Consider the following 14,347-nt stretch of genomic DNA (forward strand, 5'->3'; position numbering starts at 1 on the left):
TAGGTGGCCAGGTCCGACTCGGCGTTGGGGTCGTTGTAGGCGTCGACGATGCCGACGGTCATGCCGGAACCGGCCGCGGTGGGCAGGTTGTAGGCGCTGTGCAGGTTGGCCGGGGAGAGCCCGGAGGGCGCGGCCGCGGCGACCGCCGAGGCGAGCCGCTGCTTGATGTCGGTGCGGCGCTGGGCGAAGCAGGACGCCTGGCCCGGCTTGGCGGTGGCGCACAGGTGGGTCGTGGGGACCTTCTGGCCGGCCTTGCCGGTCGAGTGGAAGGTTTGCCGCTTGGGGTCGGTCAGAGCCTTGGAGTTCTGCGTGACCTTGGAGGTGTGCGGGTGGGCCGCGGCGGGCTGGGCGCCGGCCGTCGGAGCGGCGGTGAATCCGGCGACGGTCAGGGCGAGGGCGGGGAAGGCGACGGCGACGAGTCTTCGCAGACTCCGTCTCCGCCCGCTCGGGCGTGACTCACGCATGGGGTACTGCCTCCATCGAAAAGTGGGGTTTCGCACTGGTTGGGCAGGCCCGTGACGCGCGTAGCGGCGGCGAACCGCGCAGTCATGAGCATGACACTCATAGCCACCCCGCACGCCGAGTGAGCGTGACATGACAGGGTGCGGGAGGAACGTAGCCCCAGGCACCCGCTACCGGGCAGTACCGGACGGAATTCTTTGCTTCTCCATAGGATGAGGTTGGCCCCCTCATAGGAGGGGGCTGGTATGCGCTTGATGCGGGGCTAGGCCCAGAGCTGGCCCTGCAGCGTCGCGATGGCTTCCTCGGTGGTGGCCGCCGTGTAGACCCCGGTGGAGAGGTACTTCCAGCCGCCGTCGGCCACGATGAAGACGATGTCGGCGGACTCCCCCGCCTTGACCGCCTTCCTGCCGATCCCGATCGCCGCGTGCAGGGCGGCGCCGGTGGACACGCCCGCGAATATGCCCTCCTGCTGCAGGAGTTCGCGGGTGCGGGTGACCGCGTCGGCGGAGCCGACGGAGAAGCGGGTGGTGAGCACGGAGGCGTCGTACAGCTCGGGGACGAAGCCCTCGTCGAGGTTGCGCAGCCCGTACACCAGGTCGTCGTAGCGCGGCTCGGCGGCGACGATCCGCACGTCCGGCCGGTGCTCGCGCAGGTAGCGGCCGACGCCCATCAGGGTGCCGGTGGTGCCGAGGCCCGCGACGAAGTGGGTGATCGAGGGGAGGTCCGCCAGGATCTCGGGGCCGGTGGTGGCGTAGTGGGCACCCGCGTTGTCCGGGTTGCCGTACTGGTAGAGCATCACCCAGTCGGGGTGCTCGGCGGCCAGCTCCTTGGCCACCCGCACGGCGGTGTTGGAGCCGCCCGCGGCCGGGGACGAGATGATCTCGGCGCCCCACATGCCGAGCAGGTCCCGGCGCTCCTGCGAGGTGTTCTCCGGCATCACGCACACCATGCGGTAGCCCTTGAGCTTGGCCGCCATGGCGAGGGAGATGCCGGTGTTGCCCGAGGTGGGTTCCAGAATGGTGCAGCCCGGGGTGAGCCGGCCGTCCTTCTCCGCCTGCTCGATCATGTGCAGCGCGGGGCGGTCCTTGACCGAGCCCGTGGGGTTGCGGTCCTCCAGCTTGGCCCAGATACGGACGTCGGAGGACGGCGACAGCCGCGGCAGGCGCACCAGAGGGGTGTTGCCCACCGCGGCCAGCGGGGAGTCGTAGCGCATCTTCGCTCAGCGACCGATCAGCGCATGCCGCCGGCGACGGCCGGCAGGATCGTCACGGTGTCACCGTCGGACAGCTTGGTGTCGATGCCGTCGATGAAGCGGACGTCCTCGTCGTTCAGGTACACGTTGACGAAGCGGCGCAGCCTGCCCTCGTCGACGATGCGGGCCTGGATGCCCGTGTGCCGGGCCTCGAGGTCGGCGAACAGCTCGGCGAGGGTGTTCCCGCTGCCCTCCACCGCCTTCTGGCCGTCCGTGTACGTGCGGAGGATGGTGGGGATGCGGACCTCGATGGCCATGGTGGCGGGCTCCTGTCGGAAAGGGTTCGTCGATTCGGTGTGCGCACGGTGGTGCCCCCGGGCCTCGGGCACCAGGGTCGCTCCGCGGCCGGACGGCGGCGGCGGCGGGGAACGTCAACAGATGGCGCTGTTCAGCCTGCACAGGTCGACGTGCAGCCGCGCCACGAGCAGCACGCTCGGCGTCTTGTCGCTCACGTCGTTCAGAACCATGGGCTCATCGTAACGATTCCCGGTCCGCCTCCTGGAATGTGATCTCAGATCGCGGACGGTCGGCAACCGAGGGCTGAGATCAGTACGCCTCCACGACCTTGACCTCCTCCTCCGTGACCTCGCCGTCCACGATGCGGAAGGAGCGGAACTGGAAGTCGCCGAGGCCGTCGGTGTCGGCGGTGGAGACGAGGACGTAGTGGGCACCGGGCTCGTTGGCGTAGGAGATGTCGGTGCGGGAGGGGTAGGCCTCGGTGGCGGTGTGGGAGTGATAGATGACCACCGGCTCCTCGTCGCGGTCGTCCAGGTCGCGGTAGAGCCTGAGCAGGTCGCCCGAGTCGAACTCGTAGAACGTCGGCGACATGGCCGCGTTCAGCATCGGGACGAAGCGCTCGGGGCGGTCCGAGCCGGCCGGGCCCGCGACGACGCCGCACGCCTCGTCGGGGTGGTCCTTGCGGGCGTGGGCGACGATCTGGTCGTGCAGGGCCCGGGTGATGGTCAGCATGTCGGCCAGCATAAGCAGAGGGGCCGTCCCGTACCGAGGTGTGGTACGGGACGGCCCACATCGCGGACGTCCTGAGCGGCGGCCGCCGGGGGCGCCACGAGTGCTCCCGGCGGCCGGACGTCCCGGGGAGGGGGGTTCTGGCGGCGTCAGCGCCTGCTGAAGGCCGCGGCCTCCGGGTTGCGGCGCTTGAGCGCCCAGTAGGCGACGCCGAGGATCAGGGCCCACAGCGGCGCGCAGTACAGCGACACCCGTGCGTCCTTGTCGATGCCCATCAGCACGATCACCATGCCGATGAAGGCGAGCGCGATCCAGCTGGTGAACGGGGCACCCGGTGACCGGAACTCCGAGCGCGGCAGGTCACCGCGGTCGGACAGCTTCCGGTAGCGGATCTGGCACAGCAGGATGACGATCCACGCCCACATGCCGGAGATGGTCGCGAAGGACACCACGTAGTCGAACGCCTTGCCCGGCCACTGGTAGTTGATCCAGACGCCGACCAGCATCAGCGCGGCGGAGAACGTCGTGCCGGCGAGCGGGGTGCCGCTGGGTGTCAGCTTGGTGAAGAACTTCGGGCCCTGGCCGTTGAGCGCGAGGTCGCGCAGCATGCGGCCGGTGGAGTACATGCCGGAGTTGCAGGAGGACAGCGCGGCCGTCAGGACCACGAAGTTGACGATGCCCGCGCCGGCGGCCAGGCCCATCTTCTGGAAGGCGGCCACGAAGGGGCTCACGCCCGGGTGGAACTGCGTCCACGGCACGACCGACAGGATCATGATCAGCGCGCCGACGTAGAAGACGGCGATGCGCCACGGCACGGTGTTGATCGCCTTCGGCAGGACCTTCTTGGGCTCCTTGGACTCACCGGCGGTCACGCCGACCAGCTCGACGGCGAGGAAGGCGAACATGACCATCTGGAGGGTCATCAGGGTGTTGCCGACGCCGTGCGGGAAGAAGCCGCCTTCGTTCCACAGGTGGCTCACCGAGGCGGTGCTGCCCGCGTCGGAGAAGCCGATCGTCAGGATGCCCGCGCAGATCAGGATCATGCCGATGATCGCGGTGACCTTGACCATGGAGAACCAGAACTCCAGCTCACCGAAGAGCTTCACGGAGATCAGGTTGGCGCCGAAGAGCACGACCGTGAACACCAGGGCCGAGACCCACTGCGGGATGTTCCACCAGTACGTCATGTAGGCGGCCGCGGCGGTGACCTCGGTGATGCCGGTGACCACCCAGAACAGCCAGTACGTCCACCCGGTCACGAAGCCGGCGAACGGGCCGATGAACTCGCGCGCGTACTCCGAGAACGAGCCGGACACCGGGCGGTACATCAGCAGCTCGCCGAGCGCCCGCATGATCAGGAAGATCACGACGCCCGCGACGGCGTAGGCCAGGATCAGGCTGGGCCCCGCCTTGGAGATGCCCTTGCCCGCGCCGAGGAACAGGCCGGTGCCGATGGCACCGCCGATGGCGATCATCTGGATCTGCCGGGAGCCGAGCCCGCGCTGGTATCCCTCGCCGCCCTCGCTGTCGGCCCGCGCGGCCTCGTCGCCGTCGCGGAGCTGGTCGACCTGCGATGAGGTCATGTGTGGTGCGCCTTTCTCCATGCCGACCCGGGCCTTCGACGTGGCCTCGGATCGGGTCTCGATCCCCCCGGATTGCTGGAGCTGTGCCTGGCCGACGGTCGTCGGCTCGGTGGCGCACCCGGCCGGACATGGGTGGTGTCGGCCGGGCGGTCGTGAAGATTTATCACGGCCGCAATATTGATCACCCGAGCGGAATGTGGCGCACCACACAGGGAAAACCGGACAAAGAACGCTCTAATGCGGCAGAACAGGCCGCAACGGTGACGGGATCGTTATCCGGATTTGAGCGTCCGCTGAGCGAACGGCGAAAAGCCCTGGACTAGGACAGAAGGGTCGTCACCAGGGTCTCCTGGAGGCCGCCCAGCCACAGATAGGCCATCACCATCGGCTTGCGCGGGTCCTCGTCCGGGAGCCGGTAGAGCAGGTCGGTGTCGTCCTCGTCGGTGATCTCCAGCCGGGCGCCGATCGCCAGCCGCAGGTCGTTGAGGGCGCCGAGCCACCGCCTGGACTCGTCCGTCGACAGCTTGAGCACCGCCCCGCCCCTGTCCACCGGCGCGAGCGCGTCGAGGCTGCGGATCACGGCGAGCGCGTTCTCCCGCTTGCCGGCCCTGAGGTCGTTCTCGGTGTAGCGGCGGAACTCGGCGGAGTGCGCCCGCCGCTCCTCCGCCTGGGCGGGCGAGTCCGGGGCCTTCTCCGGGTCGCTGTAGGCGTCCGGGAACAGCCTCCTGAGGACCGGGTCGGCGGGCGGCTCGCTGGGCCCCTCGGCGAACAGCTCGGCGAGCGGGTCGTCGGGGGTGTCCGCGCCGGGGCCGGGTCCGACGAGCTCCAGGAGCTGGACGGCCAGCGAGCGGATGATGGAGATCTCGACGTCGTCGAGCGCGACGGCCGCGCCGCCGCCGGGGAGCGGTTCGAAATGTCCGGGCATCTAAGTGGGTTCGCTACTTCCGGTCCTGCTGGAGGGTGGCCCACAGACCGTAGCCGTGCATCGCCTGCACGTCGCGCTCCATCTCCTCGCGGGTTCCGCTGGAGACGATCGCCCGGCCCTTGTGGTGGACGTCGAGCATGAGCTTGGTGGCCTTGTCCTTGGTGTAGCCGAAGTACGACTGGAAGACGTAGGTCACATAGCTCATGAGGTTGACCGGGTCGTTGTGGACGATGGTGACCCAGGGGACGTCGGGTTCGGGTACGGCGAAGACCTCCTCCGCCGACTCGGTGCGTTCGATCTCTACGGGCGCGGGTGACGTCACACAGCCCATGCTGCCACGGGGGCCACAAATCGTCACACCGACGAAAAGGGAGTACCATCCGTCGTCATGAACACAGCGGACCTTGGGCTGCCGGTGGACGTTCCCTCGACGGCGCTCTTCACCGACCAGTACGAGCTGACGATGCTGCAGGCCGCCCTGAAGGCCGGTACGGCCGAACGGCGGAGCGTGTTCGAGGTCTTCACCCGGCGGCTGCCGAACGGGCGGCGCTACGGCGTGGTGGCGGGCACCGGACGCGTCCTCGACGCGGTGGAGAACTTCCGTTTCGACCCCGGTGTCCTCGGCTTCCTGCACGAGCAGCGGATCGTCGACGAGGAGACCCTGAAGTGGCTCGCCGAGTACCGCTTCAGCGGTGACATCTGGGGCTACCCCGAGGGCGAGGTGTACTTCCCCGGCTCGCCGATCATGCGGGTCGAGGGCAGCTTCGCCGAGTGCGTGCTCCTGGAGACGGTGATCCTCTCCATCCTCAACCACGACTCCGCCATCGCGGCCGCCGCCTCCCGGATGGCGTCCGCCGCGGGCGAGCGCCCGCTGATCGAGATGGGCGCCCGCCGCACCCACGAGCTGGCGGCCGTGGCCGCCGCCCGGGCCGCCTACGTGGGCGGCTTCGCGACCACCTCCGACCTCGCCGCCGGCTTCCGGTACGGCATCCCGACCGTGGGCACCTCCGCCCACGCCTTCACCCTGCTGCACGACCGCGAGCGCGACGCCTTCCAGGCCCAGGTCGACACCCTCGGCCGGGGCACGACCCTGCTGGTGGACACCTACGACGTCACCGAGGCCGTCCGCATGGCGGTGGAGATCGCCGGACCCGAGCTGGGCGCGGTCCGCATCGACTCCGGCGACCTGCTGCTCGTCGCCCACCGGGTCCGGCAGCAGCTGGACGAGCTGGGGGCCACGGACACCAAGATCGTGGTGACCTCGGACCTGGACGAGTACGCGATCGCCTCCCTGGCCGTCGCCCCGGTGGACGCCTACGGCGTCGGCACCCAGCTGGTCACCGGCTCCGGGCACCCCACCGCCTCCATGGTCTACAAGCTGGTCGCGCGCGCCGAGACCGCCGAACCCGGCGCTCCGCTGGTGCCGGTCGCCAAGAAGTCCAGCGGCGGCAAGACCTCCGTCGGCGGCCGCAAGTGGGCGGCCCGCCGCCTGGACGAGGACGGGGTGGCCGAGGCCGAGGTCGTGGGCACCGGACCGGTGCCCGCGGAGCTCGCCGACCGCCAGCTGCTGGTGCGGCTGGTCGAGGACGGGGACGTCGTGGCCCGTGAGCCGCTGGACGTGCCCCGGGACCGCCACATCGCCGCCCGCGCCGGCCTCCCCCTCTCCGCGACCCAGCTCTCCCGGGGGGAACCCGTCATTCCGACGGAGTACGTGCAGGGGCGCTCGGGTAGCTAAAGCGGGACCGCCGTCCGCCCCCGCGAACGCCCCCTCCCGTACGAGCCCGTAAGTCTCTAGGCTCAGTTACTTGGACCTCATTCGAAGGACACCACCATGCGCCGCGCCTTGATCGTCGTAGACGTGCAGAACGACTTCTGCGAAGGGGGCAGCCTCGCGGTGGCCGGCGGCGCCGACGTGGCCGCCGCCATCACCGAGCTGATCGGCCAGGCGGCGGGCTCCGGCTACCGCCATGTGGTGGCCACCCGCGACCACCACATCGCACCCGGTGGCCACTTCGCGGACAACCCCGACTTCGTCCGCTCCTGGCCCGCGCACTGCGTGGCGGGCACGGAGGGCGTGGGCTTCCACCCGAACTTCGCCCCGGCCGTCGCCTCCGGCGCGGTCGACGCGGTGTTCGACAAGGGGGCCTACTCGGCGGCCTACAGCGGCTTCGAGGGCGCCGACGAGAACGGCACCGCCCTCGCGGACTGGCTGCGCGCCCGCCACATAGACGAGGTCGACGTCGTCGGCGTCGCCACGGACCACTGCGTCCGCGCCACCGCGCTGGACGCGGCCCGCGAGGGCTTCCGCACCCAGGTGCTGCTGGACCTGACGGCGGGGGTGGCCGCCGAGACCACCGAGCGGGCCCTGGAGGAGCTGCGGGAGGCGGGCGTGGAGCTGACCGGCAAGCCCGTGGTCGGCGGCTAGGGCCTGTCTGACCATGCGCGTCGTCGCCCGAAGGGCGGCCGCGCGGCGTCAGGTGCGTGCTCTCGGCGTGCCGGCCTCAGGCCCTCGTACCGGACGTACTCGGGTCAGGGGCCGGCGCGGCGAGCGTGCGTGCATGGCGCCGCACGGCAGACGGGAAATGTCAGACAGGCTCTAGGACACAGGCGCCGACCGGCGCAGCAGGGCCCGGATCGGATGCCACAGCTCGGGCACGGTGACACCGTTGCCGGACGGCGCGGTGCGCCATATCAGGCCGTCCGGATGGTGCAGCACGGCCGTGATCTCGTCCGGGGTCGGCGGTGCCGCGTTGCCCCGGAGGTAGATCGCGCGCAGGCCCAGGTTCCGCAGCCGGGTCAGGGCCCGCGCCCGGTTCTGGGCATGCACCAGTACCCGCACCCCGGCGGCGTCGTAGGGCAGGTTCAGTGCCACCACGACCATGCCGTTCGGCAGCTTGCAGAAGCCTCCTGCGGCCATGCCGTCACATCCCCGTTCCGGTCGGTGTCAATAAGCGGTCCACAGGACGCACCTAAACACGATCGGCGGCGACCCGCCAAGGGGTCACCGCCGATACGCCTCTGACCTGCGGTTATGCGAACTACTTCACCGCGGGACCCACCGTGAGGAAGATCGTCGAGCCGTTCTCGGCCTCCTTGACGATCGTTATCCTGGTGTTCGTGTCAGTTACCTTGACACCGCCGGTCGGGTTCGACGGGTCGTAGTAGCTGCTGGTGTGGTCGTTGAAGACCGGAACACCCTTGGACGCCTTGATCCGGGTCACGACGTCGGCCTTGTGCAGGGTGATGCCGTCCGTGCCGTAGAGGCTGAACGGCGAGTCGTAGGCCTGCATGCGGTTGCGCATCAGGGTGCCGTCGGACCACCGCAGGGCCTTCGGGTGCGAGTCGACCGGCAGGATCAGACCGGTGCCCGGGTGGTCCTTGGCGTTGGTGTTGTTGTCCGCCTGGGAGGTGTCCCACTTCCAGATCAACAGGCCGTTCTGGTACGGGTAGTGCTCCACCCAGTCGGGCCGCTTGACCGAACCGAAGTTGTACGGGCCGGACTTCAGCGTCTTGTCGTACGACACGTACTGCCGGTTCTCGGCGACGTAGTACTGCTTGTAGTCCCGGGTGAAGGACCCGCCGATGCGGGAGAAGCCCGCCGCGGTCCAACCGGCGTCGGCCGCCTCGGCGTTGTCCGAGAACAGCGGCGTGCCGTCGGCGGTCACGCCGATCTCGTCGGCCGTGAAGCCGTTCTCCGCGACCCCGCTGTCGGTGGCGTAGCGGAAGCGCAGCTGGATCTTCTGGCCGGCGTAGGCGTCCAGGGGGTACGACAGCTTCCGGTGGGTCTCCGAGGCGCCGGTGAGCGCCGGCTTGCCGCTGCCGTCCTTCGGGATGGCCTGGCCGTCGGCCGTGCCGTCCAGGGCGGTCCAGTTGGCGCCGCCGTCGGTCGACACCTCGGTGTAGAGGTAGTCGTAGTTGGCCTCGATGGCCCACCAGCCGTCCAGGCTCAGGGTCGCCGAGGACTTGCCGGTGAGGTCGACGGAGCGGGTCAGCGTGTTCTTCAGGTCGTTGCCGCTGCCGCTCCACCACTGGTACGAGCCCTGGGCCGGCTCGGTGATCGTGGTGGTGACCGCCTTGTCCGGCAGGGTGACCACGAGGCCCTGCTTGTCCCAGGTGTTGTACTCGGCGACACCCAGCTTGTGCGTGGACTGCTTGCCCGCCTTGGCGGTGTCGTAGTTCAGCCAGCCCAGCTGGAGCTTGTCCCAGGCGTTCATGTCGCCGGGCAGGTCGCCGATGGACTCCTTGCCGGTGCCGAGCCAGGAACCGGAGGACATCAGGGTCCAGAAGCCGGTGGAGTTGTCGCCGCCGTCGGTGTCGTACTCGTCCGGCAGGCCGAGGTCGTGGCCGTACTCGTGGGCGAAGACGCCGAGGCCGCCGTTCTCCGGCTGGATGGTGTAGTCGCCGACCCAGACACCGGTGTCGCCGACCTGCGCGCCGCCGAGCTTGTTGCCCGCGGGGCCGGTGGCGCCGGCGTCGGTGCCGAAGGCGTACCAGCGGTGGGCCCAGATCGCGTCGGTGCCCTGGGCGCCGCCGCCCGCGGACTCGTCCTCACCGGCGTGCACGATCTGGAAGTGGTCGACGTAGCCGTCGGGCTCGTTGAAGTTGCCGTCGCCGTCGTAGTCGTAGCGGTCCCACTGGTCGTACTTGGCCAGGTCCTTCTTGATGTCGGCGTCGGTACGGCCGGCCGCCTTCTGCTGGGCGACCCAGGCGTTCAGGCCGTCGCTGACCACGTTCCACACGCTCGGGCAGTTGGTGGAGCCGCAGGCGTTGTTGCCGTAACGGGCCTCGTTGTAGGGGACCTTGACCCAGTCGGTGACCTCGCCGTCGACCGAGTAACGGCCCGAGGACTGCTTCTCGTAGTACTTCTTCAGCGACTCGGTCTTCTTGCCGGTGCCGAAGTAGAGGTCCTGGTAGTGCTTCTGGTTGTAGTCCTTCTGCCAGGCCGTCGAGTTGTCCTTCGTGCGGTCCGGCGCGGCGATCTTGTTGTGCAGCGGGCCGGGCGTGCCGCCGGCCTTGGGGTCGGTCTTGTCGCCGAACTCCACCAGGATGGTGAAGATCTTGTCGGTCTTCTCCCGGCTCAGCTCGACGTACTTGCCCTTGCCCTTGCCGCTCTTGAGCTTGACGACCTTGGAGCCGCCGCGCTCCTGCGCCGTGGCCCGGCCCGCGATGAGCTGGTTCAGGGCCTCCTGCCGCTGGGCCTTCTGGGTCTTGCTCAACGGGCCGTCGAGATCGTGCGCCCGCTGCTTCACCGGGGCCGGGTCGTGCCGGTTGGCGGCAGCGGGCCGGGGCCGGGTGCTCGCGTCCGCGACGGCGAAGGTCGCGAACGTGGCGGAAGCCGCCGCGAGCGTCACACCGATCGCGGCCGCTCTGAACGTCCAGGATCTGCTGGTCACTTGAGTTCCTCCCCCGCGCCGCGCGCACGGACAGGGGGCTCCTGGTCTGGAGAAATCCGTGCGCACATGACAAGCGCGTGTTCAAGTGACGTAATTTGACTAGAGGTTTAGAAGAAAAGACAGACCTTGACTCGGTCATGTGCGGTGCACTATGCGGAGTTGATGCCTGCTTTACGAGGGCCGTGCTTCCTGTGCGCCCCCCGTGCATCGGTACCGTGGGTTAGGTCACGCTTACCAGGCGTTCCGTTCGGGCATGCACGCGAAGAGAGACGAACGGCACCCACCAGCGCCCCCCGAAGACTTCCGAGGACACGATTGCCATGCCTCGTCCGACCGTCGCACAGCTCGCCTACGGTTCCTGCACCGTGATCTTCTCGACGCTCGCCATGCTGCTGCTGTCGCAGACGAGTTCGGGCCTCGGGATCAGTGTCATCGCCCTCGCGGCGCTCGCGCTGGGGCTACTCGTCGCCATGACGGTGCCGGCGACCGGGGCCCGCGCGGCGACGGCCGCCACCGAGCCCGCGCCGGACCAGGAACGCGTCCCCACGACGCTGTGAGCGCTGCGCGGCCGCCCGGCGCACGAGAACGGCGGGCCCGTGGCGTACACGGACCCGCCGCTCTCGCGGGGACGGCCGGGGAGCTTGGCTCAACGGGTGCTGACCACCACCGTCTTGGCCGCCTTGTCGTGCAGGCCCTGCTTGTACGGCCGGTCGAAGAAGCTCCAGCCGCCGCAGATGGCCGTCCAGATGCAGGCGCAGCAGAACGCGAAGGGCAGCCACAGCACCAGGGCACGGCTCAGCGAGGTCTGCGCGCTGGGGGTGGCGCCGTCGTTCAGGTTGGCCACGCGCATGTTGAGCCACTGCTTGCCCAGGGTCTGCCCCGTCTTGCTGATCAGGAAGGTGTCGTAGGCCACGTAGAGGACGGCCGCGATGAAGGACTGGGCGATCGAGCGGCCGACCTCCATGTGGTCGCCGTTCACGTCGTACTGGCGCACGCCGAACGCCCAGGTGAGCAGCCAGACGACGACACCGACGAGGATCATGTCGATGATGCGGGCGAGCGTCCGCCTGCCGCTCTCGGCGAGCGGGGGCATACCGGCGAGCGGGTCGGCGGGGTAGCCGCCGGGGCCGGCGCCGTAGGGACCGCCGCCGTACGGAGGAGGCTGCCCACCGCCGTACGGAGGAGGCTGCCCACCGCCGTACGGAGGAGGCTGCCCACCGCCGTACGGAGGAGGCTGGCCGCCGCCGTACGGCGGCGGTTGCCGCTGCCCCCAGTGCGGGCCGCCGGGAGGTGGGGGTGGCTGACCGCCGCCGGGGGGTGGGGGCTGCTGGGCGCCGGGGGGCGGCGCGCCGTACGGCGAGCCCGGCCCCTGGTCCGACGGGGGCCGCTTCCTGAACGGATCGTCCTCGGGGGGCTGCTCTCCGGAGCCGGGGGGCGGTTCGCTGCTCATGGCCCGAGTGGACCCCGGCCGCCCCGGCCCCGCATCCGGTGGGCGCCCGTACGGAGTAGGCGCCGGCCTCGGGTCAGCCCGCCACGAAGGTGTGGGCCGCCTTGTCGTGCCAGCACTGGTGCCAGGGCCGGTCGAACAGGCACCACAGCACGCCCACGATCCCGATGCCGAGCAGCCCGGGCACGCTGTAGACCAGCCAGCGGCGCAGCGCCGAGCCGAACGCCGGGGGCTCGTGCCCCTCGATGTCCCGCACCTGGATCCCGCACAGCTTCTTGCCCAGGGTGCGGCCCCACTTGACGGTGGGCAGCACCTCGTAGAGGACGCCGAAGAGGAGCAGGACGCCGAGGACGACGCCCAGGCAGGTGCCGGTGGTGCCGTCGAGCAGCCAGACGGTGACCTCGTGCCCGGACAGCTTGGCCGCGTCGACCTTCTGCTGGATGTGGTCGGCCGCCCGCACGCCCAGCGGGACGGCCGCGGCGGCGGTGACGGCGCCCACCACCAGGCTGTCGACCAGCCGGGCGGCGAAGCGCTTGCCCAGTCCGGCGGGCCGCGCCTCCGCCTGGCGGCGGGCCGCCGCCTGGAACGGGTCCTCCACCGGCGGCTTCCACGGCGCCACCGGCTGCTCCTCGCCGCCCGCCGCCAGCCGGTGCACCTGCTGCGCCCAGGACGCCTGGCCGCCACCGGGACCGTCGGTCAGGGGGGTGGCCGCCGGTGCGGGGGCGCCCTGCTGCGGTCCGGCCTGCGGGGGCACGCCCGGGGTGGCCGGCGCGGCGGCCGCGGCCCGGGCGGCGGCGGCCTTCCCGGCACCGAACCCGTTCCCGGCCGGAGCCGGGGCGGAAGGGGCGGCGGGCGAGGGCGTCGCGGGTGCGGCGACCGGCCCCTGCGCGCCGAGCGCGGGCCCGCCGGAGGCCACCGCGCCGGAACCCGCCGGGCCGGAGACGCCGTTCGCACCCGGCCCGGGCGGCGCCTGGCGGGGCGCCGCCGTGCCGTCGTCCGCGCGGGCTGCGGCCGCCGGGCCGGGAATCGGCCGGCGGAAGATGAAGGTGCCCGGGTCCGGGGCGCCGTCCTCCGCCGGGGGGATCGTCGCCGTGCCGTCGGTACGGGCCGACTGCCCGTCCGGCTGCGCCGGAGCCTGCGGCGCCACACGGGGATCGGCGCCCCATCCTGCCCCAGGACCCCCGGCCCCGGCGGAGTCCGGCCGCCCCGCCTGGCCCTGCTGACCGGCCGAGCCGGCGTGGCCCCACTGGCCCGCCTGGCCGGGGGCACCCGGCTGACCGGCCGTGCCCGGCTGTCCTGACGCGCCGGACCGGTCCCACTGGCCCGCCCGGCCCGGCCGGTCCCATCCGGCTCGGCCCGGTCCGGCGGGATTCGCCGCCGGGGGCCACTGGTCGGCGGGGTGGGAGGCGCCGGGACCGGAGGCCGGTGGCTGGGGGTCCTCGTCGAAGAAGTGGGGGCCCGTCTCCTCCACCGAGGGCACGGCGGGACGGACGCCGGGCGGCGGGCTGAGCGGTTCGCCGTCCTTGGGCGCCGGGCGGCTGGTGCCGGGCACCCAGGAGGAGCCGTTCCAGTACCGGACGTAGCCGGGGATGGACGGGTCCGGGTAGTAGCCCTCTCGGGGCCTGTCGTCACCTGGGGCCGGGGTTGGGGCGCTCATGTCCGTCGTCCCGTATCTGCTCGGGGGTGGGATGGGGGGCTCCACATCTATCAGACGCGGGCTTCCGCCATCGCCAGTCCGGCCGTACCCACTCCTTTCCGGGCAACGCCGTGCCCGGGTCAGGCAGGTGAGCGAAAAAATTCTCGGAACCCGCGTAATGGCCCGGCCGCCACCGCCTCTCCCTGGTACGGGCCCGCCGAATCGGTCCCGGACAGCCCCGAGCAGAAAGGAAACGCAGGCCATGCAGCACACCGTGGTGGAGCGGGAGCTGGAGCTCAAGCTCATCCTGTCGCCCGAGCGCAACATCCCGGTCCCGGCCCGGCTCAGCTACCGCTCCGACGACCCCTACGCCGTCCACATCACCTTCCACACCAACTCCGAACAACCGGTCCACTGGACGTTCGCCCGCGAGCTGCTGGTGGAGGGGGTCTTCAGGCCGTGCGGGCACGGGGACGTGCGGGCGTGGCCGACGAAGGCCGACGGGCGCAGCGTCGTACTGATGGCGCTCAGTTCGCCCGACGGGGACGCGCTGCTGGAGGCGCCGGTCCCGCAGGTGTCGGCCTGGCTGGAGCGGACGCTGCGGGTGGTGCCGCCGGGGTCCGAGGGCGGGCAGCTGGGCATCGACGACGCGCTCGACCAGCTGCTCGCCCGGTGAGCGGGCG

At 70.9% G+C, this 14,347-nt stretch carries 16 protein-coding genes and 1 pseudogene; 5 read left to right on the forward strand and 12 right to left on the reverse strand.

Annotation, left to right across the window (positions count from 1 at the left end; all coding sequences use genetic code 11):
• From ACZ7FF_RS35845 to ACZ7FF_RS35870, 6 genes and pseudogenes are all read right to left on the reverse strand, one after another.
• A pseudogene (locus ACZ7FF_RS35845) lies at positions 1–464 on the reverse strand (hypothetical protein); the annotation flags it as partial.
• Positions 465–724: 260 nt separating this feature from the next.
• Positions 725–1,675, reverse strand: a complete 951-nt coding sequence (locus tag ACZ7FF_RS35850) for a PLP-dependent cysteine synthase family protein (RefSeq protein ID WP_470817772.1) — start codon at positions 1,673–1,675, stop codon at positions 725–727.
• 17 nt (positions 1,676–1,692) lie between these two features.
• Positions 1,693–1,971, reverse strand: coding sequence for a MoaD/ThiS family protein (locus ACZ7FF_RS35855; RefSeq protein WP_470817774.1), 279 nt, complete (start codon positions 1,969–1,971; stop codon positions 1,693–1,695).
• Between the two features lie 114 nt (positions 1,972–2,085).
• Positions 2,086–2,181, reverse strand: a complete 96-nt coding sequence (locus tag ACZ7FF_RS35860) for a putative leader peptide (RefSeq protein ID WP_350896351.1) — start codon at positions 2,179–2,181, stop codon at positions 2,086–2,088.
• Positions 2,182–2,260: 79 nt separating this feature from the next.
• The gene (locus ACZ7FF_RS35865; RefSeq protein WP_470817776.1) at positions 2,261–2,683 is read right to left on the reverse strand and encodes a M67 family metallopeptidase; all 423 of its coding nucleotides are present in this window, start codon (positions 2,681–2,683) and stop codon (positions 2,261–2,263) included.
• A 146-nt stretch (positions 2,684–2,829) separates the two neighbouring features.
• Positions 2,830–4,263 (reverse strand): amino acid permease, encoded by a 1,434-nt coding sequence (locus tag ACZ7FF_RS35870; RefSeq protein ID WP_470817777.1) that lies wholly within the window; start codon positions 4,261–4,263, stop codon positions 2,830–2,832.
• 128 nt (positions 4,264–4,391) lie between these two features.
• On the opposite strand from ACZ7FF_RS35870, the gene ACZ7FF_RS35875 reads away from it, so the two are divergent.
• The gene (locus ACZ7FF_RS35875) at positions 4,392–4,586 is read left to right on the forward strand and encodes a hypothetical protein (protein ID WP_470817779.1); all 195 of its coding nucleotides are present in this window, start codon (positions 4,392–4,394) and stop codon (positions 4,584–4,586) included.
• Here ACZ7FF_RS35875 and ACZ7FF_RS35880 read toward each other — a convergent pair.
• Positions 4,583–5,188: a DUF2017 domain-containing protein gene (locus ACZ7FF_RS35880; protein WP_470817780.1), complete on the reverse strand. Its 606-nt coding sequence runs from the start codon at positions 5,186–5,188 to the stop codon at positions 4,583–4,585. The two genes, ACZ7FF_RS35875 and ACZ7FF_RS35880, sit on opposite strands and share 4 nt — an antisense overlap.
• A gap of 13 nt (positions 5,189–5,201) precedes the next feature.
• Positions 5,202–5,519, reverse strand: a complete 318-nt coding sequence (gene clpS / locus ACZ7FF_RS35885) for an ATP-dependent Clp protease adapter ClpS (protein ID WP_468598219.1) — start codon at positions 5,517–5,519, stop codon at positions 5,202–5,204.
• Between the two features lie 57 nt (positions 5,520–5,576).
• Between clpS and ACZ7FF_RS35890 the strand changes: the two genes are divergently transcribed.
• Together ACZ7FF_RS35890 and ACZ7FF_RS35895 are read left to right on the forward strand one after the other, a co-directional pair.
• Positions 5,577–6,923 carry a nicotinate phosphoribosyltransferase gene (locus tag ACZ7FF_RS35890; RefSeq protein ID WP_470817783.1) on the forward strand — a complete coding sequence of 449 codons (1,347 nt, stop codon included), beginning with the start codon at positions 5,577–5,579 and terminating at the stop codon, positions 6,921–6,923.
• A gap of 96 nt (positions 6,924–7,019) precedes the next feature.
• Positions 7,020–7,613 (forward strand): isochorismatase family protein, encoded by a 594-nt coding sequence (locus ACZ7FF_RS35895; protein WP_470817784.1) that lies wholly within the window; start codon positions 7,020–7,022, stop codon positions 7,611–7,613.
• Positions 7,614–7,784: 171 nt separating this feature from the next.
• Here the strand turns inward: ACZ7FF_RS35895 and ACZ7FF_RS35900 are convergent, their stop codons facing one another.
• The gene (locus tag ACZ7FF_RS35900; protein ID WP_470817786.1) at positions 7,785–8,105 is read right to left on the reverse strand and encodes a hypothetical protein; all 321 of its coding nucleotides are present in this window, start codon (positions 8,103–8,105) and stop codon (positions 7,785–7,787) included.
• Between the two features lie 121 nt (positions 8,106–8,226).
• Positions 8,227–10,581, reverse strand: a complete 2,355-nt coding sequence (locus ACZ7FF_RS35905) for an immune inhibitor A domain-containing protein (RefSeq protein WP_470817787.1) — start codon at positions 10,579–10,581, stop codon at positions 8,227–8,229.
• 320 nt (positions 10,582–10,901) lie between these two features.
• On the opposite strand from ACZ7FF_RS35905, the gene ACZ7FF_RS35910 reads away from it, so the two are divergent.
• Complete coding sequence (locus ACZ7FF_RS35910; RefSeq protein ID WP_470817789.1) at positions 10,902–11,138, forward strand: hypothetical protein; 237 nt, start codon at positions 10,902–10,904, stop codon at positions 11,136–11,138.
• Between the two features lie 89 nt (positions 11,139–11,227).
• Here ACZ7FF_RS35910 and ACZ7FF_RS35915 read toward each other — a convergent pair whose 3' ends face one another.
• On the reverse strand, positions 11,228–12,031 hold the full coding sequence (locus tag ACZ7FF_RS35915) for an RDD family protein (RefSeq protein WP_470817790.1): 804 nt from the start codon (positions 12,029–12,031) through the stop codon (positions 11,228–11,230).
• Between the two features lie 73 nt (positions 12,032–12,104).
• Complete coding sequence (locus ACZ7FF_RS35920; protein WP_470817792.1) at positions 12,105–13,685, reverse strand: RDD family protein; 1,581 nt, start codon at positions 13,683–13,685, stop codon at positions 12,105–12,107.
• A 241-nt stretch (positions 13,686–13,926) separates the two neighbouring features.
• On the opposite strand from ACZ7FF_RS35920, the gene ACZ7FF_RS35925 reads away from it, so the two are divergent.
• Positions 13,927–14,340, forward strand: a complete 414-nt coding sequence (locus ACZ7FF_RS35925) for an SsgA family sporulation/cell division regulator (protein WP_470817794.1) — start codon at positions 13,927–13,929, stop codon at positions 14,338–14,340.
• Positions 14,341–14,347 lie beyond the last annotated feature (7 nt).

The sequence above is a fragment of the Streptomyces sp. NPDC037126 genome, from assembly GCF_055605965.1.